26 protein-coding genes and 1 tRNA gene are annotated in these 26,832 nt (G+C 64.4%); 17 read left to right on the top strand and 10 right to left on the bottom strand.

Features of this window, described 5'->3' with window-relative positions; all coding sequences use genetic code 11:
• Window positions 1-69 precede the first annotated feature (69 nt).
• Complete coding sequence (locus tag AC0L3S_RS11985) at window positions 70-2,346, top strand: GumC family protein (protein WP_473279206.1); 2,277 nt, start codon at window positions 70-72, stop codon at window positions 2,344-2,346.
• 200 nt (window positions 2,347-2,546) lie between these two features.
• Here the strand turns inward: AC0L3S_RS11985 and AC0L3S_RS11980 are convergent, their stop codons facing one another.
• Window positions 2,547-3,728, bottom strand: a complete 1,182-nt coding sequence (locus tag AC0L3S_RS11980; RefSeq protein ID WP_473279205.1) for a GNAT family N-acetyltransferase — start codon at window positions 3,726-3,728, stop codon at window positions 2,547-2,549.
• A gap of 127 nt (window positions 3,729-3,855) precedes the next feature.
• Between AC0L3S_RS11980 and AC0L3S_RS11975 the strand changes: the two genes are divergently transcribed.
• Window positions 3,856-4,899, top strand: coding sequence for a polysaccharide deacetylase family protein (locus AC0L3S_RS11975; RefSeq protein ID WP_473279204.1), 1,044 nt, complete (start codon window positions 3,856-3,858; stop codon window positions 4,897-4,899).
• Here the strand turns inward: AC0L3S_RS11975 and AC0L3S_RS11970 are convergent.
• On the bottom strand, window positions 4,889-5,110 hold the full coding sequence (locus AC0L3S_RS11970) for a DUF2842 domain-containing protein (protein ID WP_473279203.1): 222 nt from the start codon (window positions 5,108-5,110) through the stop codon (window positions 4,889-4,891). The two genes, AC0L3S_RS11975 and AC0L3S_RS11970, sit on opposite strands and share 11 nt — an antisense overlap.
• A 109-nt stretch (window positions 5,111-5,219) precedes the next feature.
• Between AC0L3S_RS11970 and AC0L3S_RS11965 the strand changes: the two genes are divergently transcribed.
• Window positions 5,220-6,302 (top strand): COX15/CtaA family protein, encoded by a 1,083-nt coding sequence (locus AC0L3S_RS11965; RefSeq protein ID WP_473279202.1) that lies wholly within the window; start codon window positions 5,220-5,222, stop codon window positions 6,300-6,302.
• Window positions 6,303-6,321: 19 nt separating this feature from the next.
• On the opposite strand, the gene AC0L3S_RS11960 is transcribed toward AC0L3S_RS11965, so the two are convergent.
• The 4 genes from AC0L3S_RS11960 to AC0L3S_RS11945 form a co-directional block, all read right to left on the bottom strand.
• Complete coding sequence (locus AC0L3S_RS11960; protein WP_473279201.1) at window positions 6,322-6,666, bottom strand: hypothetical protein; 345 nt, start codon at window positions 6,664-6,666, stop codon at window positions 6,322-6,324.
• 119 nt (window positions 6,667-6,785) lie between these two features.
• The gene (locus tag AC0L3S_RS11955; protein ID WP_473279200.1) at window positions 6,786-8,066 is read right to left on the bottom strand and encodes an O-acetylhomoserine aminocarboxypropyltransferase; all 1,281 of its coding nucleotides are present in this window, start codon (window positions 8,064-8,066) and stop codon (window positions 6,786-6,788) included.
• Between the two features lie 137 nt (window positions 8,067-8,203).
• A complete protein-coding gene (locus AC0L3S_RS11950) occupies window positions 8,204-8,788 on the bottom strand; it encodes a CoA-binding protein (RefSeq protein ID WP_473279199.1) in 585 nt (194 codons plus the stop codon).
• 120 nt (window positions 8,789-8,908) lie between these two features.
• The gene (locus tag AC0L3S_RS11945) at window positions 8,909-9,733 is read right to left on the bottom strand and encodes an enoyl-CoA hydratase (RefSeq protein ID WP_473279198.1); all 825 of its coding nucleotides are present in this window, start codon (window positions 9,731-9,733) and stop codon (window positions 8,909-8,911) included.
• Window positions 9,734-9,819: 86 nt separating this feature from the next.
• On the opposite strand from AC0L3S_RS11945, the gene AC0L3S_RS11940 reads away from it, so the two are divergent.
• The 6 genes from AC0L3S_RS11940 (at window position 9,820) to AC0L3S_RS11915 (ending at window position 13,506) form a co-directional block, all read left to right on the top strand.
• The gene (locus AC0L3S_RS11940) at window positions 9,820-10,248 is read left to right on the top strand and encodes a PaaI family thioesterase (RefSeq protein ID WP_007611026.1); all 429 of its coding nucleotides are present in this window, start codon (window positions 9,820-9,822) and stop codon (window positions 10,246-10,248) included.
• A gap of 157 nt (window positions 10,249-10,405) precedes the next feature.
• Entirely contained in the window at window positions 10,406-10,870 is a 465-nt protein-coding gene (gene rplM / locus AC0L3S_RS11935; RefSeq protein ID WP_018455120.1) for a 50S ribosomal protein L13, read from the top strand.
• 1 nt (window position 10,871) lies between these two features.
• The gene (gene rpsI / locus AC0L3S_RS11930) at window positions 10,872-11,351 is read left to right on the top strand and encodes a 30S ribosomal protein S9 (RefSeq protein ID WP_007603485.1); all 480 of its coding nucleotides are present in this window, start codon (window positions 10,872-10,874) and stop codon (window positions 11,349-11,351) included.
• Between the two features lie 229 nt (window positions 11,352-11,580).
• A complete protein-coding gene (locus AC0L3S_RS11925) occupies window positions 11,581-12,813 on the top strand; it encodes a GGDEF domain-containing protein (protein WP_473279197.1) in 1,233 nt (410 codons plus the stop codon).
• Between the two features lie 57 nt (window positions 12,814-12,870).
• Window positions 12,871-13,107, top strand: a complete 237-nt coding sequence (locus AC0L3S_RS11920) for a hypothetical protein (RefSeq protein ID WP_473279196.1) — start codon at window positions 12,871-12,873, stop codon at window positions 13,105-13,107.
• A 102-nt stretch (window positions 13,108-13,209) separates the two neighbouring features.
• Entirely contained in the window at window positions 13,210-13,506 is a 297-nt protein-coding gene (locus AC0L3S_RS11915; protein ID WP_027518288.1) for an antibiotic biosynthesis monooxygenase family protein, read from the top strand.
• Between the two features lie 6 nt (window positions 13,507-13,512).
• On the opposite strand, the gene AC0L3S_RS11910 is transcribed toward AC0L3S_RS11915, so the two are convergent.
• Window positions 13,513-14,646, bottom strand: a complete 1,134-nt coding sequence (locus AC0L3S_RS11910; protein ID WP_473279195.1) for an AI-2E family transporter — start codon at window positions 14,644-14,646, stop codon at window positions 13,513-13,515.
• Window positions 14,647-14,781: 135 nt separating this feature from the next.
• On the opposite strand from AC0L3S_RS11910, the gene AC0L3S_RS11905 reads away from it, so the two are divergent.
• Together AC0L3S_RS11905 and AC0L3S_RS11900 are read left to right on the top strand one after the other, a co-directional pair.
• Complete coding sequence (locus tag AC0L3S_RS11905; RefSeq protein ID WP_473247961.1) at window positions 14,782-15,486, top strand: hypothetical protein; 705 nt, start codon at window positions 14,782-14,784, stop codon at window positions 15,484-15,486.
• A 90-nt stretch (window positions 15,487-15,576) separates the two neighbouring features.
• Window positions 15,577-16,350, top strand: coding sequence for a gamma-glutamyl-gamma-aminobutyrate hydrolase family protein (locus AC0L3S_RS11900; protein ID WP_473279194.1), 774 nt, complete (start codon window positions 15,577-15,579; stop codon window positions 16,348-16,350).
• 261 nt (window positions 16,351-16,611) lie between these two features.
• Here the strand turns inward: AC0L3S_RS11900 and glnA are convergent, their stop codons facing one another.
• Together glnA and AC0L3S_RS11890 are read right to left on the bottom strand one after the other, a co-directional pair.
• Window positions 16,612-18,021: a type I glutamate--ammonia ligase gene (glnA, locus tag AC0L3S_RS11895; RefSeq protein ID WP_007603494.1), complete on the bottom strand. Its 1,410-nt coding sequence runs from the start codon at window positions 18,019-18,021 to the stop codon at window positions 16,612-16,614.
• A 149-nt stretch (window positions 18,022-18,170) separates the two neighbouring features.
• On the bottom strand, window positions 18,171-18,509 hold the full coding sequence (locus AC0L3S_RS11890) for a P-II family nitrogen regulator (RefSeq protein ID WP_007603495.1): 339 nt from the start codon (window positions 18,507-18,509) through the stop codon (window positions 18,171-18,173).
• A gap of 381 nt (window positions 18,510-18,890) precedes the next feature.
• Between AC0L3S_RS11890 and AC0L3S_RS11885 the strand changes: the two genes are divergently transcribed.
• A complete protein-coding gene (locus AC0L3S_RS11885) occupies window positions 18,891-20,390 on the top strand; it encodes an NAD(P)H-hydrate dehydratase (RefSeq protein ID WP_473279193.1) in 1,500 nt (499 codons plus the stop codon).
• Window positions 20,390-20,833 (top strand): GNAT family N-acetyltransferase, encoded by a 444-nt coding sequence (locus AC0L3S_RS11880; RefSeq protein WP_473279191.1) that lies wholly within the window; start codon window positions 20,390-20,392, stop codon window positions 20,831-20,833. Before AC0L3S_RS11885 ends, AC0L3S_RS11880 begins: the two co-directional genes overlap by 1 nt.
• A gap of 1 nt (window position 20,834) precedes the next feature.
• Here AC0L3S_RS11880 and AC0L3S_RS11875 read toward each other — a convergent pair whose 3' ends face one another.
• Window positions 20,835-22,163 (bottom strand): multicopper oxidase family protein, encoded by a 1,329-nt coding sequence (locus AC0L3S_RS11875; protein ID WP_473279190.1) that lies wholly within the window; start codon window positions 22,161-22,163, stop codon window positions 20,835-20,837.
• A 152-nt stretch (window positions 22,164-22,315) separates the two neighbouring features.
• Here AC0L3S_RS11875 and AC0L3S_RS11870 point away from each other — a divergent pair.
• From AC0L3S_RS11870 to clpX, 4 genes are all read left to right on the top strand, one after another.
• Window positions 22,316-22,400 (top strand) — tRNA-Leu (locus tag AC0L3S_RS11870).
• Window positions 22,401-22,573: 173 nt separating this feature from the next.
• A complete protein-coding gene (tig, locus tag AC0L3S_RS11865; RefSeq protein ID WP_473279189.1) occupies window positions 22,574-23,935 on the top strand; it encodes a trigger factor in 1,362 nt (453 codons plus the stop codon).
• A gap of 320 nt (window positions 23,936-24,255) precedes the next feature.
• Window positions 24,256-24,891 (top strand): ATP-dependent Clp protease proteolytic subunit, encoded by a 636-nt coding sequence (locus tag AC0L3S_RS11860; protein ID WP_473259823.1) that lies wholly within the window; start codon window positions 24,256-24,258, stop codon window positions 24,889-24,891.
• A 441-nt stretch (window positions 24,892-25,332) separates the two neighbouring features.
• The gene (gene clpX, locus AC0L3S_RS11855; protein WP_007603503.1) at window positions 25,333-26,604 is read left to right on the top strand and encodes an ATP-dependent Clp protease ATP-binding subunit ClpX; all 1,272 of its coding nucleotides are present in this window, start codon (window positions 25,333-25,335) and stop codon (window positions 26,602-26,604) included.
• The last annotated feature ends 228 nt before the right edge of the window (window positions 26,605-26,832 follow it).

Raw genomic sequence — 26,832 nt, 5'->3', positions numbered from 1 at the left:
GCAACCTTAATGGAGTGTAATCGCCCTGGTTGAGGTAGGTTCGTGGCGTTGCGCCTGCGGGAGTGTTCGATGCGTTTAGCGTTCTGGCGTGCCGGCAAGGACAAGGCGGTGGTCGAGCGGGCTGTCTCGAAAGCGGCAGCCAAGCGGGCCGAGCTCGAGCCCCGGATTGAAGCAAAGGCTGCGCCGGTTGCTCCGCGCCCCGCGCCAGTCGAATCCGGCGACATCGACCTGCACGCGCTCGGCGCGGCATTGGCGCGCAAGCGCGGCTGGATCATTGTGCCGACAGTGCTGGCGCTCGTCGCATCCGTCGCGATCGTCAATCTCATCACGCCGCGCTACAAGTCCGAATCCCGCATCCTGATCGACGGCCGCGAGAACGTGTTTCTGCGCCCCAACAGCGATCGCGCCGAGGAACGGCAGGCGCTCGACGCCGAAGCCGTCACCAGCCAGGTGCAGCTCGTGCTGTCGCGCGATCTCGCGCGCGAGATCATCAAGAAGAACAAGCTTGCGGAACGGCCGGAGTTCGATCCTGTGCTGCAAGGCATTTCGCCGCTGAAATCGCTTGCGGCGCTGGTCGGCATCGGCCGCGATCCGTTCTCGATGACGCCGGAAGAGCGCGTGCTGGACGCCTATTACGAGCGCCTCCAGGCCTACGCCGTCGACAAGTCCCGCGTCATCGTGATCGAATTCCAGTCTGCCGATCCCGATCTCGCAGCGCGCGTCGCCAATTCCATCGCCGACGGCTATCTCGTGCTCCAGCAGGATGCGCGCCAGGATCAGGCCCGAAACGCCAGCCAGTGGTATGCCGGCAGGATCGACGAGCTGCGGCGGAATGTCTCCGAGGCCGAAGCGAAGGCCGAGGACTTCCGCTCCAAGTCGAGCCTGTTCGTCGGCACCAACAACACGACGCTGTCGAACCAGCAGATGGGCGAGGTCAACACCCAGCTCAACAATGCGCGCGCGCTCAAGGCCGACGCCGAGTCCAAGGCGCGCCTGATCCGCGAGATGATCCAGAGCGGCAAGCCGATCGAATCGTCGGAAGTGCTGAACTCGGAATCGATGCGCACGCCTTCGCAGCAGCGCGTGGCGTTGCGGGCGCAGCTGGCCGAGCAATCTTCGACGTTGCTTGGCAACCATCCGCGCATCAAGGAATTGAAGGCGCAGCTCGCCGACCTCGACACCCAGATCCGCGACGAGGCCGCCAAGCTCGCCCGCACGCTCGAAAACGATGCGCGTGCCGCCAGCGGGCGCGTCCAGGAACTGTCGGCGAGCCTCGAGCAGCTCAAGAAACAGGCGACGGCCACCAACGGCCAGGACGTGCAGCTCCGCGCCCTCGAGCGTGAAGCCAAGGCCCAGCGCGACCTGCTCGAAACCTATCTCGCGAAGTACCGCGAAGCCAACACCCGCGAGACCATCGACACCGCGCCGACGGATGGCCGCATCATCTCGCGCGCGATCGTCTCGAACACGCCGGCCTATCCGAAGAAGCTGCCGATCGTGCTGATCGCGACGATCGCGACATTGCTGCTCTCGTCCGGCGTCGTCGTCACCGGAGAGCTGTTGCGCCAGACCGCGCCCCGTGCGGTGGCGGTGTTCGCGCCAGCGCTGACGCGGGCGTCGGCTCGCCAGGAACAGATCGTCCAACCGGTGGTGGTCGAGCCCTTCGTCGATCCGGTCATCGATCCAGTCATGGTAGAACCCGCGCCGCTGCAGCCGGAGATGACGGCCGATGGCGACGTCACCGAATTCGCGGAGATCGAGCGTCTGGCCGACAGCCTGCGCGCCGCCGGGGCCTTGGCGAAGAAGGTCACGGTACTGGGCACCGCGAGCGGCGAAGCCATCACGCTGTCGACGCTGACATTGGCCCGGCACCTGGCGCGCGACGCGCGCGTCGTCGTGGTCGATCTCGCCGCGTCCTCGCCGACCATGGCCGCCGTGTCCGTCGATGCCTCGGCGCCCGGCCTTGCCGAACTGATGCAGGGCGAAGCGTCGTTCGCGCAGATCATCACCCGGGACAAGCTCTCGCGGCTGCATCTGGTCATGGCCGGCCGCCCCGGTTTCGATCGCAGCCTGTTGCAGTCGCCGCGCGTGACGCTCGCGGTCGACGCGCTGCTGCGCGCCTACGACCACGTGCTGCTCGATGCCGGCAGTGCCTCCGACCTCCCGGCCGAGCTCCTGACGGCGAATGCCCGCGCCGTCGTGGTGCCCGACGCCTCGATGGCGCCGGATGCGCGCGCACTGATGCGCGAGCAGCTCAGCGCCGTCGGCTTCAGCGAAGTGACGATGCTGAGCAGACCCGTGCAGCCGTCGGATGCGAGGGACGCGCCGCGCGTCGTGGCGGCGTGATTGTTTTTCCCTCTCCCCTTGCGGGAGAGGGTGGCTCGCCGCGATAGCGGCGAGACGGGTGAGGGGTATCTCTCCGCGAGTCCCACCGTCTTTTGAGTGTGAGGATAGATACCCCTCATCCGGCGCTTCGCGCCACCTTCTCCCACAAGGGGAGAAGGGAGGGCAGCTCGCAAGTGGCGAGAGATCAAGAGGCTGAGAACTTACCCGAACGCCCGCCGCAGCCGCTGCGCCAAATCGAACAGCATCTGGTTCTGTTTCACCAGCCGCTTGCCGTGGCTCAGCGAGGACATCGCCATTGCCGCCAGTTTTCCGCGTGACGTCAGCGGAACGAAACTGTCGAAGATGTCCTGGTCGTCCTTGCAAAACATCCGCTTGTACTCGTCCGAGCCGATGCCGAGGTCGAGCGAGCGGTAGCCGCGCTCGGCGCAGCGGTCGATGATGTAGCGCATCAGGATCAGCCCGGGGCTGTAGCGGGCGTGCTCGGACATCGTGTAGGTGTTGAACATCATCGAGAAGCGCTGGCCGTCGGCGACGCCGGCGAAGATCGCGATCACCTCGTCGTCGCATTCGAGCGCATGGATGTCGATGACGCGGCCGTCACCGCGTGGCGCAAGGCAGGCGCTGCGGATGAATTGCTCGACGCCGGGCTCAGCGAAGACGTTGGGAAGCTTCTGTTCGGCCATCCGGACCGGCTTGACGCGGAAGAACCAGTCGAGCAGGCGGGTGATGTCCGCGTCGGCGGTCGCCAAATGATAGCGATAGCCGGCGAGCGCCTGGAGCTTCTTCTCCTTGCTCTTGAGGCGGCGGCGGAAGGAGTTGCTGATCCGCGATGCCGGGGGGCCGCCCGGTTCCATCGTAAGCAGCGGACAGCCGTTGACCGCGCTTTGGCGCGGCAAATGCGCGAACGGGTTCTGCTGGTCGTTCCAGTGCAGCGGCTGCTGGGTCAATGCGAGCACGTCGGCATGCTCGCCGAGCGGCGCAAACAGCGCGTCGAGATCGCCGCTGGTGATCTGCGCTGCAAATTCGGCGTTCCACAGGCCCATGTTGAAGGTCGTATGCTTGCCGCCCATGAAGCAGGCCGTGCGCACGCGGTGGTTTTGGCGCAGCGAGAGCGGCAGCAGCAGCAGCGGCTGATGCTCGGCGTCGCGGGCAACGACGATGAAAGGGCGGGCGCCTTCGTGCTCGCCGACCAGACGCTGCCAGGGACTAAGCAGATCAAATCGCTGATAGGGCGTGAAGAGGTGACCGGGCTGCTCGAAGGCGCGCCAGACGGCCTCGGTCGCGCCGAGATCTGTCGCAATATCGACATGCGCGATGCGGCCCGCTTTCGACCGCGCTGGCAATTCTGCCGTCCGGCTTTGCATCGCCGCAGCCATGGTCATTCGCGAACCTGTCGAGAAATCAAAAATATGCGTAATTCGGCCTGTGGCCGACCTTTGCAAAGAAATGTCAACAAAGAGTAATGACTATAAGAGGGGGAACGGCCGCCGACGGGCGCGAGGTGGGACATTGGCATCCGACGACAGATGGCTGGAACGGCTGCGCCTCGAGCTGACCTGGTTCACGGGCCAGGCTGCGCTGCGCAGCCGTGGTGCCGGCGCCATCCTGCGCTTTGCGCATGTGCGGCCGAGGCGGCGCGGCGGGTTTCAGCCGCTGCGCGAGAACGAGATCACGCCGCATTTCCTCGATCGTGCCATTCGCGCGCTGAAGCGGTGGAAGTATGATTTTCTCGGTATGGACGAGGTCTGCCGGCGCGCGGTGACGCTGTCGGAACAGCGGCGCTTCGTGGCACTCACCTTCGACGGCGCCGGCAAGGATCTGATCGAGTTTGCCTGTCCGGTGCTGGCGCGCCACGCCGTGCCCTTCACGGTCTATGTGCCCACGGCGTTTCCCGACGGTGTCGGTGAGGCGTGGTGGCTCGGACTCGAACAGGTGATCGCGCGCGAGAGCCGTGTCAGCCTGATGATGGGCGAGAAGGAGCAGCGCTTCACTGTGACTGGCAACGCGGAGAAGCAGGCGCTGTTTTCGTTCCTCGATGCCTGGCTGCGCTCGCTGCCGCCGGCGGATGTGTCGGCTGCGATCGCAGACCTCTGCACGCGCTACCGGATCGACCTTGCCGCGCTCTCGCGCGAGGCATCGATGAAGTGGGAGGATCTGGCGAGGCTTGCGGCCGATCCGCTGGTGACGATCGGCAGTGCGACCGTGAACTATCCCGTTCTCGCGAACATGAAGGACGCGGCGGCGCTGCGCGAGATGACGATGGGCAAGGCGGTGGCGGAGGCGGCCTTCGATCGCGATATCCGGCATCTCGCCTTTCCGTTCGGCGATCGCGCCTCGTTCCGGCGCAGCCATGTCATCATGGCGGAGGAGGCCGGCTTTGCCGGCGCGGTGACGACGATCCCGGGCGTCGTGGATGCGGAGGGGCGCACCAATCTGCGCGCGCTGCCGCGCATTTCCTGGGATGGCCGGGTGCGCTCGCTGCGCATCATGCGGGTGCTGGTGTCGGGGGTTGCCTTTGCGCCGGTGAAGCCGACCGGTGGAACTACGAATTAGTTTTCGCCCGGTCGGGCCGCTGCATCCAGCTCACGATCGGCATCGCCGGCAGCACCCAGCCCATGCCGACCACCACGTAATAGATCGCCTGCCGCCAGCCGGATTCGGCGATCCACGGCATCTGCGCCAGCGCCATGCCGAGCAGGGCCCAGACGGTGGCGAGCACCAGGAGCAGGATGGTGCCGAGGAACTTGCGCGTGCGGATTGTCATGACGGAATATCGCGGCTTTCGCGTAAACTTGCGCTGCGGGAGCGGGGGACTATAAGGGGCACGCAGTTTGGTTCAAGCCTTGTCGGTTCAAGCTCTGGTTTTGCCTCGAATGACGACGATTTCCGCCCCGTCCGAACCGCATCGCGCCGTGCGCTGGTGGCTGATCTCAGTGGCTGCGCTAATCGCGCTGATGGTGCTGGTCGGCGGCGCGACGCGACTGACGGAATCCGGGCTCTCGATCGTCGAATGGAAGCCGGTCACGGGCAGCGTGCCGCCACTCTCGGAAGCGCAGTGGACGGCGGCCTTCGAGGCCTACAAGAAGATCCCGCAATATCGCGAGCTCAACGCCGGCATGAGCCTGTCCGAGTTCAAGGAGATCTTCTGGTGGGAATGGAGCCACCGGCTGCTCGGCCGTTTCATCGGCGTCGCCTATCTCTTGCCGTTCCTGTTCTTCCTCTGGCGCGGCGGCCTGTCCGGTGAGTTGAAGCGGCGGTTGTGGCTGTTGTTCAGCCTCGGCGGGCTCCAGGGCGCGGTCGGCTGGTGGATGGTGGCCTCGGGGCTGTCTGAACGCGTCGAGGTGTCGCAATATCGGCTGGCGACGCATCTTGTGCTCGCGCTCGTCATCTTCGCCGGCATTGTCTGGACGGTGCGGCGGCTCGCCGGGCGTCCGCAGATCGCGGCATCGTCGCGGCTGCGCTTCACCAGCGCCTTGCTCCTCGTCGTGACCTTTATCCAGATCTATTTCGGTGCGCTGGTCGCGGGCCTGCGCGCCGGCCGCGCCTACAACACCTGGCCGCAGATCGACGGTGCGTTCATTCCCTCAGGGGAGCGGCTGTGGTTCGAGACGCCGTGGTGGCGCAACATGTTCGACAATGCGCTGACAGTGCAGTTCGAGCACCGCATGACGGCCTATGCGCTGTTCGCGCTGGCGGCGTTGCACGCGTTCGATGCGATGAGTTCACGGGCGGGGTCTGCGGCGAGCGGCGCGCTTTTGCTGTTGGGCGCAGTCAGCCTGCAAGCATTGCTCGGCATCTTCACGCTGCTCAACCAGGTGCCGATCGATCTCGCGCTCGCGCATCAGGCGGTCGCGATCGTGGTGCTGACGCTTGCGGTGATGCAGACAGAGCGGCTCGCTCCACGGCATTCCACCGAAGCGCAGCCGCGCGCGGTTCCCGTCGGTCAGCCCGGCTGATCACTATCAGCCCGGCTGATCAGCAATAGCCGTAGATGCCGCACGAGTAGGGCAGACGCCAGAAATAATCGACCTGCTTCCCGCCGTAATACGCGCCCTGGTAATCGTAGTCCCAGGGGCGCCCGTAATAGCCCGGCAGCGTGTGCGAGCCCGGCAGCAGTGGCGTACCCGGCAAATTGCGGATGTAGCTGCCGATGCCGTAGGCCGGCGAGATCAGCGCATCCGGATCGGTCTCGACATAAACCCGCGGCGGCTCCTGCGGCGGAGCGGCCGCACGCCGCCTCGGCGTGGCCGGCAAATCGGCAGCAATCGCGGCTGAGACCGTCAGCATCGCCGCAAGGGCAGGCACCATCCAGCGCAGCATCGTCGGCTCCGAATCAAAAGGGCGATCCAGTGACGATGTATGCGGCAGATATGGTTAATGACTGTTAACTGGAGCCATATTCCGGGGCGCACTCAGGCGCCCCGGAATGACCAGGATGGCTACGCGCCCAGCGCCTGTTCCAGATCGGCGATCAAATCTTCCTTGTCCTCGATGCCGATCGAGAGCCGCACCACGTCGGGGCCGGCGCCGGACTTGATCTTGGCAGCGTCGTCGAGCTGGCTGTGTGTGGTCGAGGCCGGATGGATGACCAGCGAGCGGGTGTCGCCGACATTGGCCAGATGCGAGAACAGCTGCAACTTCGACACCAGGCTGACGCCGGCGTCGTAGCCGCCCTTCAGGCTGAAGGTGAACACGGCGCCGGCACCCTTCGGCGCGTATTTGCGCGCGAGCTGGTTGTACCTGTCGCTTGCAAGGCCCGCATAGTTCACCGCGGCCACCGCCGGATGGCCGGCGAGGAATTCGGCGACCGCTTTCGCATTGTCGCAGTGCTTCTGCATGCGTAGCGGCAATGTCTCGATGCCGGTGAGGATCATGAAGGCGTTGAACGGCGACAGCGCCGGTCCGAGGTCGCGCAGGCCGAGTACGCGGCAGGCGATCGCGAAGGCGAAATTGCCGAACGTCTCCTGCAGCCGGATGCCGTGATATTCGGGCCGCGGCTCCGACAGCATCGGATATTTGCCGCCGGTCGACCAGTCGAAGGTGCCGGCGTCGACGATGATGCCGCCGATCGAATTGCCATGGCCGCCGAGAAACTTCGTCAGCGAGTGCACGACGATGTCGGCACCGTGGTCGATGGGACGGATCAGATAGGGTGAGGCCAGCGTGTTGTCGACGATGAGCGGGACGCCCGCCTTGCGCGCCACCGTCGAGATCGCCTCGATGTCGGTGATGCTGCCGGCGGGATTGGCGATGGACTCGATGAAGATCGCTTTCGTGCGCGGCGTGACCGCGCGTTCGAAGCTCGCGATGTCGTCGGGATCGGCCCACACCACATTCCAGCCGAAGCTCTTGAACGCATGCGTGAACTGGTTGATCGAGCCGCCATAGAGCTTTCGCGCGGCGATGAACTCGTCGCCGGGCTGGAGCAATTGCTGCAGCACCACGACCTGCGCGGCATGGCCCGAGGCCACCGCAAGCGCGGCCGTGCCGCCTTCGAGGGCCGCGACGCGCTCTTCCAGCACCGCGTTGGTGGGATTGCCGATGCGGGTATAGATGTTGCCGAATGCCTGCAGGCCGAACAGCGAGGCGGCGTGGTCGGCGTCGTTGAAGACGAACGACGTCGTTTGATAGATCGGAGTCGCGCGCGCACCGGTGGTGGGATCGGGCTGTGCACCGGCATGCACGGCGAGGGTCGAAAATCCCGGAAGGCGATCGCTCATTGAGGGCGTCCTGTTCTCGTGGTCTGAAATCGCGCGGCATGCTGATGGGCGCCGCGGCTGCCGTCAAGACGCGGCTTCACATCGGAACGATCGTGCTACGCATTGCCGCGTTCGCGAAATGAACCTTCGCAATTGCGTCAGCTTTGCTCGCTCTTGTTTTTGGCGGCGCGGTCCGATGCCGCGGTGTCTCCGCCCCCGACACTCATCCGATTGAGGGATAAGCGCATGCCCTGCGTCGGCACCGGTGCGCGTTTGGAGCTCAGCGTGCGGGAATTGACGCCCATCCAGGAGATCTCCGACGACAGGCGGCCATATTCGATCTTGGGGCAGCGGTTCATCACCACCTTGATACCGACCGATTCCGCCTTCAGCGCCGCCGCATCGTCGCGCGCCCCCAACTGCATCCAGATCACCATCGGCAGCGGATCGAGGGTGAGGGCTTCCTCGACCACCGGCATGATGTGGCTGGAGTTGCGGAAAATGTCGATCATGTCGACGGGACGGTCGATGTCGGACAGCGAGGCGACGAAGGGTTTTCCGAGCAGCTCCTTGCCGACATGGCCGGGGTTGACCGGAATCATGTCGTAGCCGCGCTGGGCCAGATATTTGAACGCGAAATAGCTCGGCCGCACGTTGGCCGGCGAAGCGCCGACCATCGCGATCGATTTCACGTTGTTGAGGATGCCCCGGATGTAATTGTCGGGATACGCGTCGTGGTTCATTGGCTCATCTTTTCGGGCTCATCTTTTTCGCCGTCATTGCGAGGAGCGAAGCGAGGAAGCAATCCAGTCCGCCTCCGAGGTGGGATTTCTGGATTGCTTCGCTTCGCTCGCAATGACGAATTACTCGTCCCGCCATGTCGGCGTGCGCTTCTCGATGAAAGCGCCGATGCCTTCCTCGGCGTCTCGCGCCATCATGTTCTCGGTCATCACCTCTGCCGCATAGCGATAGGCGTCTGCAAGGCTCATCTCGGCCTGGCGATAGAACGCCTCCTTGCCGAGCTTGACGGTATAGGCGGATTTCAGTGCGACCTGTTCAGCCAGCGCAATGGCGGCGTCGCGCTCGGTGCCGGCGGCGACGACACGATTGACGAGCCCGATCTCGCGGGCGCGCGCGGCCGGGATCGGCTCGCCCGTCAGCAGCATCTCCATCGCCTGCTTGCGCGGCACGTTGCGCGACAGCGCCACCATCGGCGTCGAGCAGAACAAGCCGATGTCGACGCCGGGGGTAGCGAAGTGTGCTGCTTCGGAGGCGATCGCGAGGTCGCAGCTTGCCACGAGCTGGCAGCCGGCGGCGGTGGCGATGCCCTGGACCGATGCGACCACGGGCTTGGGCAGGCGCACGATCGCCTGCATCATCGCGCTGCAGGCGGTCATCATCTCGGCGAAGAAGGCCCGGCCGCGATCCGGGTCGGCGCGGCGCGCGGTCAGCTCCTTCATGTCGTGGCCGGCGGAGAAGGCGGGACCGTTGGCCGCGATCACGACACCGCGGACGGCCTTGTCGTCGCGGATTTCGTTGAGCTCGGCATGCAGGCTTGCGATCATCCTCTCCGACAGGCTGTTGCGGGCGGCCGGGCGGTTGAGGGTCAGGACCGCGATGGGGCCCACGGTCTCGCGCAGCAGGATCGGCGGTTGCGGGGAGGGGGCGCGGGCGGCCTGGACGGACATCAAAGTGTTTCCGGTTGGATTATTGCGATTGGATGACGCAGATAACTTAATGTAACAGGGGACGTGAAGCGAGGGTGAGGGGGAGCATGGCGTTAGCGAAAATGAGCGTGGCGGAGCTCGAGCAGTTCCTCCGCAACGAGTTTCCTCAGGCCTTCAGCGGCGACGACATCACGATCGAGAGCGCGGACGGTCAGGCCTGCCTTTTGCGTCAGCGCTACAGCGAAAGGATGCTGCGGCCGGGCGGAACCGTTTCTGGCCCGACCCTGATGGCGCTCGCCGATTTCGCGATGTACGTGGTGCTGTTGTCCGCGATCGGGCCGATCGGGCTCGCCGTGACCACCAATCTCAACATCAACTTCCTGCGCAAGGGGCAGCCCGGGCAGGACGTGCTGGCGGAGGCGCGGCTGCTCAAGCTCGGCAAGCGCCTCGCAGTCGGTGAGGTGAAGCTATTGTCCGGCACCTCGCCCGATCCGATTGCGCATGTCACCTCGACCTATTCCATTCCAAACGTTTGAGCTTTTCGCGGGTATCGTGATACCATATTTCTAAGTCATTGATATTTAACAAGTAAATTCCGCCTTTGGGCATTGACCGCGGCGCCTGTGTTCTCTAGAAAACCGCCAGTCCGGTGCGGTGTTCGCGCCGATGCTCCCCGTTCACGGAAACTCTGACATGAAAACCTTTTCGGCAAAGCCGGCTGAGGTGACGAAGAAGTGGGTACTGATCGACGCCAAGGGTCTGGTCGTCGGCCGTCTCGCCACCATCGTCGCCATGCGCCTGCGCGGCAAGCACCTCCCGACCTACACCCCGCACGTTGATTGCGGCGACAACATCATCATCATCAACGCGCAGCATGCGGTTCTCACCGGCCGCAAGCGCGAGCAGAAGACCTATTACAAGCACACCGGCTATGTCGGCCACGTCAAGGAGCGCACCGCGCGCCAGATCCTCGAGGGCAAGCATCCCGAGCGCGTGCTCGAGAAGGCCGTCGAGCGCATGATCCCGCGTGGCCCGCTCGGTCGCGTCCAGATGGGCAACCTCCGCGTCTATGGCGGCGCCGATCATCCGCACGAGGCCCAGACGCCCGAGAAGATCGACATCGCCAAGTTGAACCGCAAGAACACGAGGGCCGCATAACATGGCCGAATCCATCCAGTCGCTCGACCAGCTCTCGCAGCTCAAGACGGCGGCCGCGCCCGACGCGCCCAAGCACGAGAAGAAGGTCGACAAGTTCAACCGCGCCTACGCCACCGGCAAGCGCAAGGACGCGGTCGCCCGCGTCTGGATCAAGCCGGGCGCCGGCAAGGTCACGGTCAATGCGCGCGAGGTCGAGGTCTATTTCGCCCGTCCAGTGCTGCGCATGATGATCGAGCAGCCGTTCTCCGTGGCCGCGCGGTCCGGCCAGTATGACGTGATCTGCACCGTCGCCGGCGGCGGTCTGTCCGGCCAGGCCGGTGCCGTCCGTCACGGCATCTCCAAGGCGCTGACCTATTTCGAGCCGGAGCTGCGCACCGTGCTCAAGAAGGGCGGCTTCCTCACCCGCGACTCGCGCGTGGTCGAGCGCAAGAAGTACGGCAAGGCCAAGGCCCGCCGGTCCTTCCAGTTCTCGAAGCGTTAATCGCTTCGGTCGCATTCGCCGCGAAAGCGGCTTCAATGAGATGCAAAAGGGCGCTGATTTCAGCGCCCTTTTTGCTGTTCGTTTGTATGCAAATTGATGGCGTGTTTCCTGAAAACTTGGGCTCGCATGAAAACCTGAATGGAACCCGCTGGACATAGCGTCGCATTTGGAAGGGCGCGCAAATCGGCTGAGCCGATCGCGTAACTGCTATGTCTAGAAGGGGGCCGACATGATGTCGCTCGATAGCATCACGCTCTATTTGGTCGCCACCATGGTTGCCGCACTGCTCGGCGCCATGATGGTGTTTTTCGGAAGGCAGGAGAATAGCGCTGCGCTGAAATGGTGGGGCACCGCGTATCTGCTCGGCGCTGCATCGGTGGCGCTCTGGACGGCGGCCGGCGACAGACTGGGGCCGCATCTTTACCTTGCGCTGAACGCGGTCGGCTTCGTCGCCTGCGGCATGGTGTGGAACGCGGCGCGCGTCTTTCATGGTCGCAAGCCGAACTGGCCGGGTCTCCTGATCGGCGCGCTTGCCTGGGCCGCTGCCGCCACGCTGCTCGATCCCTCCGCGTCCATGCTGCGCATGATCGTTGGCGCCGGCATCGTCTCGATCTACGCGGCGCTGACCGCGAGCGAGCTCTGGGTCGAGCGGCGCAAGAGCCTGCAGCGGCGCTGGCCGGCCTTCGTGGTCCCGGTGATGCACGGCTGCGTGTTGATGCTGCCGATCCTGCTCGGCAGCTTCCTGCGCCCGCACGATGCAGGTTTTGCCAACAGCATCTGGGTCACCGTGTTCGCGGTCGAACTCGTGCTTTATGCCGTCGGCACCGTGTTCGTGATCTTCATGCTGGTGTCCGAGCGCACCGTCACCGCGCACCGGACCGCCGCCTCCACCGATCCGCTGACTGGAATGCTCAACCGCCGCGGCTTCTCGGAAGCCTGCGGACGCGTGATCGAGCGCGAGGCCAAGGCCGGCCGTCCCGTGACCGTGATGATCTTCGACATCGACCATTTCAAGTCGATCAACGACCGCTTCGGCCATCCCGCCGGCGACGAGATGCTGAAATTGTTCTCGACCGTCGTCGTCAGCAATCTGCGCATCAGCGACATGTCCGGTCGCATCGGCGGCGAGGAGTTCGCAGCGCTCCTGCCGTGTTCGCTGGAGGAGGGCGTGCTGGTCGCCGAGCGCGTGCGCGAGGCCTTCGAGACCTCCGGCATCGTCGTCGACGAGGGCCCGGTCGACACCACCGTCAGCATCGGCGTGGCCGGCGGTCCGGCCGGCACCGAGCTCGAAGTGCTGCTGGCTTCGGCCGACACCGCGCTCTACCAGGCCAAGCGCGGCGGCCGAAACCGCGTCGAGGCGGCGGAGGAGCTGCCACTGTCGCTGGAGAACTGGCGCCGCCAGAGCGCGGCGCGGATCGGCATGCCCAACACGCAATCCAAGACACAACCGGCGACCGCTTAGGCTAAGGAGGCCTCGCGGTAAGCCCCTGTTTACCATTCGATCCCTACCATTGCGGACATGGAATCGATCCGTCGACAGAATCCGCAGGCCGCCTTGATGTCGCTCGAAGCCGCTGCGACTTCGGCACGCGGCGGCTTCGCCTGCCTGTTCTCGACCGCGGACGAATACGAGAGCGCGCTGATCACCGAGCGCCGCGCCCAGGGGCGTTACACGCAAGGCCGCAGCTACTGGCCGCTCGCCCTGTTCGCCGGTTGTGCGCTGACGGTGGCTGGCACCGTTCTGCTGCTCGCCTGAGTGATCTGCATGTCTGGACCGGGCAGGGCGCCGTTTCGGCGCCTTTTTCTTTGTCGCGGGCTGCGGTAGACACGCCCATCGAACAAAAATGGGTGGAAACAGATGATCACCGAGATCGCGCAAATCGACGTCAAGCCGGGCAGCGAGAAGGATTTTGAGGCCGCCGTCGCCAAGGCCAAGGCCGCTTTCGGCCGCTCCAAGGGGTTTCATGGTTTCGAGCTGCACAAGTCGATCGAGAAGCCGCAGCGTTATCGCCTGATGGTGAAGTGGGAAACGCTGGAGAACCACACCGTCGATTTTCGCGGCTCCGAGAATTTCACCGAGTGGCGCGGCCTTGTCGGCCAGTATTTTGCGGCACCCCCCGAGGTCGAGCACACCGAAACGGTGCTCACCACCTGAGGCGGCTCAGGCCGCCTCAGCCAGAGGCGGTGCTTCATACGTCTTGAAGTGGTCGATCATGACTTTGGCGATGGCGACCAGTGGTAGCGCCAGCGCCAGGCCCCAGATTCCGAACACGACGCCGAGCAGGATCTGGAACGCGAACAGCGTGGCCGGCGGAATGTCCAGTGCCTGCCGCTGGAGGATCGGCGTCAGCACATAGCTCTCCATGGCGTGCACGCCCATGAAGAGGAGAAAGGCCGACAGCGCCGGAATCCATCCCGAGGCGAGGCTCGCCAGCACGACCACGACGCCGGCGATGATGGCGCCGACGGTCGGGATGAAGGCGAGCAGGCCCGCCTGGATCCCCAGGATGAACGAGCCGGGAATGCCGATGAGGACGAGTCCGATCCAGGTCACCACGCCGACCGCAAGCATCACGACGATCTGCGCGATCAGCCAGCGCTCCAGCGTCTCGCCGATTCGGTCGATGATCAGGGCTACGCGAGTACGATGCCTGGCCGGCGCGAGAAACAACAGGCCGTCATGATAGACGCCGGGCTGGGCGGCGAAGGCGAGCCCCAGGAACAGCACGATGAAGATGTTGCCGACCGCGCTGATGGTGCCGAGCAGCAGCTTGAAGGTCTGGCTCACGATCGCCCCACCGCTCGAGGCCAGCGCGCCAGCGCCCGGCAATCCGCCGTGCGAGCCCGAGTTCGGGGCCGGCGCCGGCGTCACATCGGTGGAGGCAGCGGGTGCGGCGTTGCCGAGATCGAAGAAGCTGGTGTCGATCCCATGGTTTTCGAGGAAGGACCGGACGTTGGTGATCTGCGACTTGATCGTCTTGCTCAGCAGCGAGGCCTGCTCGGCGATGGTGGCGCCGCCGAGATAGGCAACGCCCGCAAGCATCACGGCCAGCGCGGCACAGACGATGGCGAGCCGGACCGCGTGGGGCAGGTGCACGCGGCGACCAAGCGCGTTGATCAGCGCGTTGAGGCCGACGCCGAGCAGCATTCCGGTGAAGATCAGGAGCAGGGTCGCGGCAAAATACCAGGTAAAGACCAGCATTGCCGTGAACAGCACGATTCCGATGCCCCCGACCGAGATCGACCAGGCCAGATCGGTGCGGGTCCGGGGTCGTTCATCTGCGGGAATGGTCACATCGGGTCCTTTTCAGCGCGGTGCGCACCGCACTCTTTCGACAAACGCGATCCGGATCAAGACCGCGTCAACGCGCTGGTTTGACGCTGGTGCGTGAACGGTGCAGAGCGATGAGGAAAGAACAGGTGAGGGCGCTTGAGTTTCATCAGCAAGTGGGCCGGTCTGCTCGGCCTTCTCGCCGTGCTCGTGATAGGCGACCAGATCCGGATCAACCGGCCCGGTCACAAATATCGCCTCACGGTCGAGGTGACGACGCCTGACGGGATCAAGACCGGCTCGGGCATTCTGTCCGTCGTGCCCGATCGCGGCTATAGCCGGGGCGGCCGCACCACGATGCGCGGCGAGGCTGTGTTCGTCGACCTCGGCCGGGGAAAGAATGTGGTGGCATTGCTCGCGCATCAGCAGGGCGCGAAGCTCGATCTCGACGACATCAACTATGTCGCGCTCCGCGCTTATGGCGCCGCGCGCGGCAACCGCGTCTCGTTCAACGAGCTCAACCGGCAGACCGGCGTCGTCGCGGTGCAGGGGGATCTAATGCCCGTGCTCGTGAGCTTTGGCGATCCCCTCGACCCTGCAACCGCGCGGCTTGTCACCGGCGACCATGCGGAGGCGGTCCTGGGCGACGGCTATGCACTCCGTGGCCTTACCGCCGAAATCGTGCCCAACGGGCTTTGGCCGATTGATTTCGGTGGCGTGCTCGGGGAGTCCGTGACGCGCGGAATCGAGGCGAAACTGCCCTGGCTGGCCGCGCCGGGCGACGCGGCGGCGACCGCGCTGAAGGCCGCCGGCCTGCCCCTCGGCGGCGCGATCGAGCCCCGGGAGGCATTTGCGCGAAAATAGCATTGCCGTCCCGCGTACCCTTCTGTTGAATTTGTTCCATCCCAGGGGCATGTTTAGGGAATCTTCTTACGGGAGAGGTCTGAACGGGAGATGAGAAAGCCGGTCGTCGGCGTGATCGGGAACGCCCATCGCGTTGAAAGTCGATTTCAGGTCCAGATGGTCGGCGAGCGCAATCTGCGCGCGGTGGCCGAGGTGTCCGGCGGCCTGCCGGTGATGTTCGCGGGCTCGCCCGACATCACCGATATCGGCGCGCTGCTCGATACCGTCGATGGCATCGTGCTCACCGGCGCCCGCGCCAACGTGCACCCGACCCGTTTCAACGTCGATCCGTGTGAGGCGCACGAGCCCTACGACATCCACCGCGACGAGGTGGCGCTGGCGCTCTCGGTCGCCTGCGTTGCCCGCGGTATCCCGCTGTTCGGCATCTGCCGGGGCCTCCAGGAGATGAACGTCGCCTTCGGCGGCTCGCTGCATCCCGAGATCCGCGAGATCCCGGGCCGCATGAACCATCGCATGCCGAGGCTCGAGAACGGTGAGATCCACCCCGACCCGACAGTGGTGTTCGCCGATCGTCATGATGTCGATCTGACGCCGGGCGGCGCGTTCGCAGAATTGCTCGGCTGTAACAAGATCAGGGTCAATTCGCTGCACGGCCAGGGCATTCTCGATCCCGGCAAGCGCGTGCTGATCGAGGGCATTGCCGAGGACGGCACCATCGAGGCGATCCGCATCGCGGAAGCCAAGGCCTTTGCGCTCGGCGTGCAATGGCACGCCGAGTACGATCCGCAGCACAATCCGATCAACCGCAAGCTGTTCGAGGCGTTCGGTCAGGCCATGGTTGCGAAGCAGCGCGCGGCGGCGTAGCTGCAGGGCGCGCCGAGGCCTATAACCATCGTCATTGTGAGCGCAGCGAAGCAAATCCAGTCGCTGTCGGGTGACGGCGTGGAGGCGACCTCGATCTCTCGGGCGGAATAAACCAGCTATCAAGAAATGGTGCGCGCCGGTTTTCTCGATTCCGATTCGTTCCTTGAGAACGAGGTGGAGTCAGACGCAGAACGAAACTTGATGACCACAAAAAAGGCGCCCCGTGGGGCGCCTTTCGTGCATCGTAGTCGTTCCGGCCGCTTAGCCCGAATAGTACATTTCGAACTCGACCGGGTGCGGGGTCATTTCGAAGCGGGCGACTTCGGTCATCTTCAGCTCGATGTAAGCGTCGATGAAGTCGTCGTCGAACACGCCGCCGTTTTTCAGGAAGCCGCGGTCCTTGTCCAGGTTTTCGAGCGCCTCGCGCAAGCTGCCGCACACGGTCGGGATCTGCTTCAGCTCTTCCTTCGGCAGATCGTAGAGGTCCTTGTCCATCGCCGGACCCGGATCGATCTTGTTCTTGATGCCGTCGAGGCCGGCCATCAGCATCGCGGCGAAGCCGAGATAGGGATTGGCGAGCGGATCGGGGAAACGCACCTCGACGCGCTTGGCCTTCGGCGAAGCGGTGTAGGGGATGCGGCAGGAGGCCGAGCGGTTGCGCGCGGAATAGGCGAGCAGCACGGGGGCCTCATAGCCCGGAACCAGACGCTTGTAGGAGTTGGTCGACGGGTTGGTGAAGGCGTTGATCGCCTTGGCGTGCTTGATGATGCCGCCGATGTAGTGGAGGCAGGTCTCCGACAGGTCGGCGTATTTGTTGCCGGCGAACACCGGCTTGCCGTCCTTCCAGATCGACTGGTGCACGTGCATGCCCGAGCCATTGTCGCCGAAGACCGGCTTCGGCATGAAGGTGGCGGTCTTGCCGTAGATGTGCGCGACCTGGTGGATGCAGTATTTGTAGATCTGCATGTGGTCGGCCATCAAGGTCAGCGTGTCGAACTTCATGCCGAGCTCGTGCTGGGCGGAGGCGACTTCGTGATGATGCTTCTCGACCTTGACGCCCATCTTGGCCATGGCGCCGAGCATCTCCGAGCGCATGTCCTGCACGGAATCCTGCGGCGGCACCGGGAAGTAGCCGCCCTTGGTACGGACACGATGGCCGAGATTGCCGCCCTCGTATTCGGTGTCGGAGTTGGTCGGCAGCTCCGAGGAGTCGAGGCGGAAGCCGGTGCTGTAGGGATTGGCGGAGAAGCGCACGTCGTCGAACACGAAGAACTCGGCTTCGGGGCCGACGAACACGGTGTCGCCAACGCCCATCGACTTCACCATCGCCTCGGCCTTCTTGGCGATGCCGCGGGGATCGCGGTTGTAGGGCTCGCCGGTGGTCGGCTCGAGCACGTCGCAGGTGATGACCATGGTGGTCTCGGCGAAGAACGGATCGATCGTCGCGGTCACCGGATCGGGCATCAGGCACATGTCGGACTCGTTGATCGCCTTCCAGCCGGCGATCGAGGAGCCGTCGAACATCGTGCCTTCGGCGAAAATGTCCTCATCGATCATGCTGATGTCGAAGGTGACGTGCTGCCACTTGCCGCGCGGATCGGTGAAGCGCAGGTCGACGTATTTGACGTCGTTGTCCTTGATCGATTTCAGGACGTCTTTGGCGGTCTTCATGCATACCCCTTTTGGCTCTGCGGGTCGGTTTCCAAACTTCGAGCGACCGTGTTCACGCTTCTTGAGGCGCGCGAGGCACAAACAAAATGAGGCCGCCGAAGCAGCCTATTTCTTGTCAGAATGTCGCAAAATGCGGGATAGCACCCGGCTCAGATAGCGTCCAGCCCGGATTCGCCGGTTCGGATGCGGATCGCCTCTTCGATGTTGGAGACGAAGATCTTGCCGTCGCCGATGCGCCCGGTTTGCGCGGCGCGGCGGATTGCGTCGATGGCGCGCTCGACCAGATCGTCGCCGATCACGATCTCGATCTTCACCTTGGGCAGGAAGTCGACGATGTATTCTGCGCCGCGGTACAGCTCGGCGTGACCCTTCTGCCGGCCGAAGCCCTTGGCTTCGGTGACGGTGATGCCCTGAAGGCCGACTTCCTGAAGCGCTTCCTTCACCTCGTCGAGCTTGAATGGCTTGATGATGGCTTCGATTTTCTTCACTGCGCGCCTCCCGGCCTTTCGAACAAATAGCAACGTCTTCGTCAGGATGCGCTTTTCATGACGCACGATCTTGTCTTCGCTATGCCGGGATCCCTGACCAGTCCGGCAACAACGGCCGGCCACACCCTGATAAATGCCAGTGAGCACGACGAACCGAAGCGACTTCCGCGAAAGCAGGGTCTATGCCAAGTTGCAAATGCCCTGATTATTGGAGCGTTATCAGCCTTTTAACGTGCAGCTCTGATAGGTGACGCCGACCCGCACAAAATACCGCAGACTACGAAATAGGCAAACGGTTCAATATCTGTGCAGATCGTTGTTCCGTTGCATGGGCCGGCGCGGAACGTGCCTGTTGAGAAGGCTTTTGGACAGGGAAGTGGCATGGAAGTTCTGACCAACGCCGAAATGCAGCGTGCCGACCAGCTCAGCATTGCGGCAGGCACCCCCGGCTTCAAGCTGATGCTCAGTGCCGGCCAGGCGGTCGCCGAGGCCGCCAACGCGCTGGTGGAGCAGGGGCCGATCCTGATCGTGGCCGGCCCCGGCAACAATGGCGGGGACGGTTTTGTCGCAGCCGCCGAGCTCGCCGCGCAAGGCCGCGAGGTCTCGGTGATCCTGATGTGCGAGCGCGACCAGCTCCAGGGCGATGCGGCCTCGGCCGCGCGGGGCTGGAAACACCCGGTGCTCCCGTTCAACCCGCAGGCGATCGGGCGGCCGGCGCTGATCGTCGATGCGCTGTTCGGCGCGGGCCTCAGCCGTCCGGTCGAGGGCGAGGCGCGTGAGATGATCGAGGCGATCAACGCCAACGGTGCGCCGGTGCTCGCGGTCGACCTGCCGAGCGGCATCAACGGCACCAGCGCGGCCATGCTGGGCGTGGCGGTCAACGCCACCGAGACCGTCACCTTCTTCCGCAAGAAGCCGGCGCATCTGCTGCTGCCGGGGCGCATGCATTGCGGCCACGTCCGTGTCGCCGACATCGGTATCGAGGCACAGGTGCTGGACGAGATCGCGCCGAAGATATTCGAGAACGATCCGGACTTCTGGGGCGCCGCCTTTCCGGTGCCGCGCATCGACGGCCATAAATACGCGCGGGGCCATGTGCTGGCGGTCTCGGGCGATGCGGCCGCGACCGGTGCGGCGCGGCTCGCCGCGCGCGGGGCGCTGCGCGCCGGCGCGGGCCTGGTGACTCTGGCCACACCGCGTGATGCGCTCGCGATCAACGCGGCTGCGCTCACCGCGGTGATGGTTCGCCCCGTCGATACCGCCATCGAGTTCGGCGAGCTGCTCGGCGACAAGCGTTACAACACCTGCATCATCGGCCCCGGCGCGGGCGTCGGCGAGCGCACCTGCGATCTCGTCCACACGGCGCTTAATGCGCAGCGGCGCCTGGTGCTCGACGCGGATGCGCTGACGAGCTTTGCCGCCAATCCCGAGCGCCTGTTCGAATCGATCAAGATGTCGCAGGACAAGGCGGTGGTGCTGACGCCGCACGAGGGCGAGTTCCCGCGGCTGTTCTCCGACCTCAGCAATAAACATCCGGGGCGCTCGAAGATCGAGCGCGTGCGCGCCGCCGCCGAGCGCTCAGGCGCGGTCGTGCTGCTGAAGGGCGCGGACACCACGATTGCCGCGCCCGACGGCCGCGCCACCATCGCCGCCAACGCACCGCCCTGGCTCGCCACCGCGGGTGCCGGCGACGTGCTCGCCGGCATCATCGCAGGCCTCCTCGCGCAAGGCGTCCCGGCGTTTGAAGCCGCCAGCATCGCCGTGTGGATGCATGGCGAAGCGGCGAGCGAGGCGGGGCCGGGCCTGATCGCGGAGGATCTCACCGAGACGCTGCCCGCCGTGCACCGACGAATCTATCATGCGCTGGGGATCGAGTACTAATGCTCAGGCAGCTCGCGCTCACCGATATGGGCGCGGCGGCGCAGGTTCACCGGGCCGCATTCGACCATGCGATGCCCAGGCTCGCTGGGCTGCATACGCCGGACGAGGATCGCTGGTTCTACCCCGAGCGTGTGTTCGCCAGGTGCCGCGTGTGGGGACGCTTCGATGCCGATGTACTGAGCGGGATCATCGCTTTCCGTGACGGCTTGATCGAGCAGCTTTACGTGCTTCCTGCTGTTCAAGGGCGGGGGACTGGCACCGAACTCCTTGACGTCGCCAAGCAAGCCAGCGAACGGCTGGAGCTCTGGACCTTTCAGCGCAATACGCGCGCAAGGCGCTTCTATGAAGCGCGCGGGTTTACGTTGATCGAGCAGACCAACGGGACCCGAAACGAGGAGAAAGAACCGGACGCTTGCTATCTTTGGATGCGTCCAGGCCGATAGCTCACTCCACCCCGTACCAGCGCACCAACCGCGGCGCGGCCCAATCGGTTACGACGGATTCGATCAGCCACCGCCCGGGGGAGGCCGCAGCGAACGCGATGCGCTGGGTCTGGCCGGGTTCGATCGCGAGCGTGTCGAGCCAATAGGGCTTCCAGCCGTCGTCGAGCTTGTCGAGCAGCCGGAAATGGTGGCCGTGGAGATGGAAGACGGTGGCGACGGGTGCGGGGTTCTTGAGGGCCAACACGACGGTGCGGCCAGCCTTGGTGCGAAAGGCGGGGGCGGAGGACGTCGAGAAATTTGCGGGCCGTACCCACCCGGCGTCGGCCGCCCCGAGCGCGACATCAAATCGCAGGGCGCCCCTCAGATCGAGCCGGTCGGGCAGGTCATTCGGAGGGAGCGGCTGCGGCGGCGACAGCGGCGCGCGCCGCTCAAGCTTGCCGGAGACGGTCAGGCGGCCGACCTGGCGCGCCTCCTTGCCGTCATGCAGCAGGAATGGGGCCGACGTGGCCGCATCCACGAAGGCGTCGGCGCGTGCGCCGGGAGCCAGCACCAGCGCGCCGTTGCGAGCCGGAAACGGCTCGGCCGGCTGTCCGTCCAGGGCCAGCACCTGGACCTCGTGACCTTCCAATTTGATCGCCAGAACAGAACGTTGCGAGCCGTTGATAAAGCGCAACCGCAGCCGCTCATTCGTCGAAGCTGAGAGTTCGAATGAAGTCGTTCCGTTGATTGTAAAGAGCGGGGATGTGTCCTTCGGGTCCCGGCCTGGGGTAAGCGCGGTCCCATCCGGCCGCAGCCGCCATTCCTCGATCAAGAGCACCACGTCGCGATCGGCGGCGACCGCGTTGGTCTCGGTGGCGATGATCGGAAGCGGGCGGGCGGGCTGCTTCAGGCCGTCCTCGAACAGCCGGAAGTCGGCCAGCAGGGTTCCCGCGTTTGGCACTGAAACGATTGATGTTTCCGTCGCTTCCGGGGCCGTCGGGGCGCGTCCCCGAAGCGGGTCGGCGGCGGCCGGGCCGTTGAGGCCGTACCAGACTGGTGCAAGCGGTACAGGCAGGCCGTTGCGGAAGACCACCTCGCAGCGGTCGCCACGTTTGAGACGGACATCCCCGAGGTGGCTTACGGCGGCCAGCTCCCAGATGGGTGTAGCCGGCTGCCCCGGCCTCAGAGCCAGCGTCGCCGGCCTTGCCTGAAGGGCGAGCTGGGCGGTCATGGCCGGGACTGCGCCGCCCGCCATCAGCCCGGCCGCAGAGGCGCCAAGTCCGGCGCCAAGTCCGGCGCCAAGTCCGGCCAAAATCTCGCGCCTCGTCGGGTCGAAGATCCGAGTTTTCATGGCCGATCCGGACCACGCCGTGCTGGATAAGTCCAGCCGTCGTGCCTAGGTGAAGCCTGCCTCTATCGGGCCATTTTTTTGCTGCGAACAGGCGGGCACATGCTATAAGCCCGCCGCCCGCGGCATCGCGGCCGGTCTTGATGCAAATTTACGCGGGCGTGGCGGAACTGGTAGACGCGCTGGATTTAGGTTCCAGTGACGAAAGTTGTGGGGGTTCGAGTCCCTCCGCCCGCACCAAGCGCTTTCAGCGTTTGCACGGATTACGCGATCTGCTCCCGCGCGGATGTTTGTCCGCCGGAAGCCGGTCCGATGAACCACCGGCGTTGAGGCGTTCGCCTCGCGCCGGATCGATTAATGACAGCGTCCCGACGCATGCGCGCCGGGACCGAACGAAAAGAAGATTGGACACCATGCAGGTCACAGAAACCCTCTCGGAAGGTTTGAAGCGCGAGTTCAAGATCAGCGTTCCCGCGTCTGATCTCGACGCCAAGGCCGGTGCCAAGCTCGTCGATCTCAAGGACAAGGTTCGCATCAACGGCTTCCGTCCCGGCAAGGTGCCGGTCACGCACCTCAAGAAGGTCTATGGCCGCTCGGTGATGGCCGAGACCATCGACCAGACCATCCGCGACACCAACACGCAGCTGTTCTCCGAGCGCGGCTTCCGCCTTGCGACCGAACCGAAGATCACCATGCCCACCGAGCAGGCCGAGGTCGAGGAGCTGCTCAACGGCAAAACCGATCTGACCTACACCGTTGCGATCGAGGTGGTGCCGTCGATCGCGCTCGCCGACTTCAAGACCTTCGAGGTCGAGAAGCCCGTCGCCGAAGTCACCGACGCCGACGTCGACGAGGCGATCAAGCGCATCGCCGATTCGAACCGCGGGTATGCCGCGAAGGACGAGGGCGCCAAGGCCGAGTCGGGTGATCGCGTCACCGTCGCCTTCAAGGGCACCATCAACGGCGAAGCCTTCGAGGGCGGCGCCGGCGAGGGCATCCAGGTGGTGATCGGATCCAACACCTTCATCCCCGGCTTCGAAGAGCAGCTCACCGGCATCGGCGCGGGCGAGACCCGCACGCTGAAGGTGGCGTTCCCCAAGAACTACATGAACGAAAAGCTCGCCGGCCAACCAGCCGAGTTCGAGACCACCGCGACGCTGATCGAGGCGCCGCAGGATCTCGCGATCGACGACGAGTTCGCCAAGACGCTCGGCCTCGAATCGCTGGACAAGCTGAAGGAAGCGGCGCGCGAGCGGCTGGTCGCCGAGTTCGCGACCGCGACGCGCCAGCGCGTCAAGCGCGCGCTGCTCGACCGCCTCGACGAGGCCCATCGCTTCGAAGCCCCGCCCTCGCTGGTCGACGAGGAGTTCAATCTGATGTGGAACTCGGTGAAGGCCGAGATGGACTCCGCCGGCAAGACCTTCGCCGACGAAGACACCACTGAAGACGCCGCCAAGGAAGAGTACCGCAAGATCGCCGACCGCCGCGTGCGGCTCGGCCTCGTGCTCTCCGAGATCGGCGAGAAGAACAAGATCTCCGTGACCGACGACGAGGTCGGCCGCGCCGTGATCGAGCGGGCGCGCTCGATGCCGGGCCGCGAGAAGGAGGTCTGGGACTATTACCGCAGCAACGCCCAAGCGTTGGCCCAGCTTCGTGCACCGATCTATGAGGACAAGGTCGTCGACTTCATCCTCGAGCTTGCCAAGGTGACCGAGAAGAAGGTCTCGCGCGACGATCTCTACAAGGACGACGAGACGGAAAAGACCGCCGCCTGAGGGCTCCCGAAGAGCCTTTAGGAGAGCCTTTGGGATAGCCTTGCATTAAGGATGATCAGCGAAGAGGTCGAGCTAGCCAGTTGGCCGGCTGGGCCTCTTTGTACGAATCAGCTTCAACTGCCTCACGGATTAAGCCTTAATTCGCTCCGCACTTGTCAGGCGCGAATTGGGCTATATCTGTCGCTACGCCTTCTGCTTCTACCAAGCTCTTCTACTATCAAGTTCCTGCATCACGGGACGTCCATCGGCCTTCCGGCAGATCCAGCTCCGACTGGCAGCCGGGCCTGGCGATGTCCGCCTCTTCAAAACCTAGGTGACTCATGCGCGATCCGGTTGAAACCTACATGAACCTCGTGCCCATGGTGGTCGAGCAGACCAACCGTGGCGAGCGCGCCTACGACATTTTCTCGCGCCTTCTGAAAGAGCGCATCATCTTCCTGACCGGGCCGGTCGAGGACGGCATGTCGACGCTCATCGTCGCGCAGCTGTTGTTCCTTGAGGCGGAAAATCCGAAGAAGGAAATCTCGATGTACATCAACTCGCCGGGCGGCGTGGTGACGTCGGGCCTTGCGATCTACGACACCATGCAGTTCATTCGTCCGCCGGTCTCGACACTGTGCACGGGCCAGGCTGCCTCGATGGGCTCGCTGCTGCTCTGCGCCGGCGAGAAGGACATGCGCTTCTCGCTGCCGAACGCGCGCATCATGGTGCATCAGCCCTCCGGCGGCTTCCAGGGCCAGGCCACCGACATCATGCTGCACGCCCAGGAAATCCTGAACCTGAAGAAGCGGCTCAACGAGATCTACGTGAAGCACACCGGCCAGACCTACAAGGCGATCGAGGACGCGCTGGAACGCGACAAGTTCCTGACCGCGAGCGACGCCAAGGAGTTCGGCCTGGTCGACAAGGTCATCGACAAGCGCGCCGAGGAAACCGCCGCGCCGAAGACTCCGTAGCACTACTGTGCCGGCAATCCCTGTGGGATCGCCGGCATCATCAGGGAGCGTTCACGTTAAGGACACGTGCGCGCGTCGCAAAACGCGGTTTTGCGCCCTGCGACAGGCAGAAAGTTCCGCTTTCGTGCTTGTTTTTCGTGGCAATCCAGCAACGCCGGGGTGATTTCGATCACTTCGCCCGTGCCAAGACCGGAAATCACGGTATTGTCACGGGTAGCCGGCGCCCCCCGATTAGCGAATTCTTGATAGTCGGGTGACAGCATGGTTCGCTACGACTGATCGGCTATGATCGCGGAGAATCGAGTGACCGTGATTCGCACGGCATGCAACGCGTAGGGTCTTTTTTGGTACGGAATTTGCTCTATTTGAAGGACTGTACCGGCTGTCGTGCCGGAATAGGGCGATCGAGCGGACGGGATCGAACCGCGGACGGAGACATGAATGAGTAAGGTCGGCACGAGCGACTCCAAGAACACGCTGTATTGCTCGTTCTGTGGCAAGAGCCAGCACGAAGTTCGCAAACTGATCGCGGGTCCCACGGTCTTCATTTGCGACGAGTGCGTCGAGCTCTGCATGGACATCATTCGCGAGGAGAACAAATCCTCGCTGGTGAAGTCGCGCGACGGGATTCCGACGCCGAAGGAAATCTGCAAGGTGCTGGACGATTACGTGATCGGCCAGAACCATGCGAAGAAGGTCCTCTCGGTCGCGGTGCACAATCACTACAAGCGCCTCAACCACCAGACCAAGCACAACGACGTTGAGCTTGCGAAGTCGAACATCCTGCTGATCGGTCCGACCGGCTCGGGCAAGACGCTGCTCGCGCAGACGCTCGCCCGCATCCTGGACGTTCCGTTCACGATGGCGGATGCGACGACGCTGACCGAAGCCGGCTATGTCGGCGAGGACGTCGAGAACATCATCCTGAAGCTGCTCCAGGCCGCCGACTACAATGTCGAGCGTGCCCAGCGCGGCATCGTCTATATCGACGAAATCGACAAGATCAGCCGCAAGTCCGACAATCCCTCGATCACGCGCGACGTGTCGGGTGAGGGCGTGCAGCAGGCATTGCTCAAGATCATGGAAGGCACGGTGGCTTCGGTCCCGCCGCAGGGCGGCCGCAAGCATCCGCAGCAGGAATTCCTGCAGGTGGACACCACCAACATCCTGTTCATCTGCGGTGGTGCGTTCTCGGGCCTCGAAAAGATCATCTCGGCACGCGGTCGGTCGACCTCGATCGGTTTCGCCGCTCAGGTGCTCGCGCCGGAAGACCGCCGTACCGGCGAAATCTTCCGTCACGTCGAGCCGGAGGATCTCCTGAAGTACGGCCTGATCCCTGAGTTCGTCGGCCGTCTGCCCGTCGTGGCGACGCTGGAGGATCTGGACGAGGCTTCGCTCAAGAAGATCCTGGTCGAGCCGAAGAACGCGCTGGTGAAGCAGTACCAGCGGCTGTTCGAGATGGAGAACATCGAGCTGACCTTCGCCGACGAGGCGCTTGGCGCGGTTGCCCGCAGGGCGATCGAGCGCAAGACCGGTGCGCGCGGACTGCGCTCGATCCTGGAGGCGATCCTGCTCGAGACCATGTTCGACCTGCCGGGCCTCGAAGGTGTGGAAGAAGTCGTGATTTCCCGCGAAGTCGTGGAAGGAACGGCGCGTCCGCTCTACATCTACGCCGATCGGTCCGATCGCGCCGTCGAGAACGCCAGCGCCTGATTTCGGCGCTGGAACGCTCCAATCGTCTCCTCAAGCAAGGCTGCGGAAGGTATCTCCGCAGCCGGTGTTGCGTCGCTTTATTCGCGTGCGTAAGCGCCTGATGGCGCGCGTCTTTCAATGACTTGACACCCCCCCAGTCGATAGCCACCTAATGTCGGCGGCGAGCAAAAATTCTCTTCAAGATTCGCCTCAGTTCCGATCCGGCAGGCCGGTCCAACCTCAAAAGGA

This window comes from Bradyrhizobium sp. Ken01, from assembly GCF_055807355.1.
Note: the sequence above shows the minus strand (reverse complement) of the source record. Positions and strands in the feature narration are given on the sequence as shown.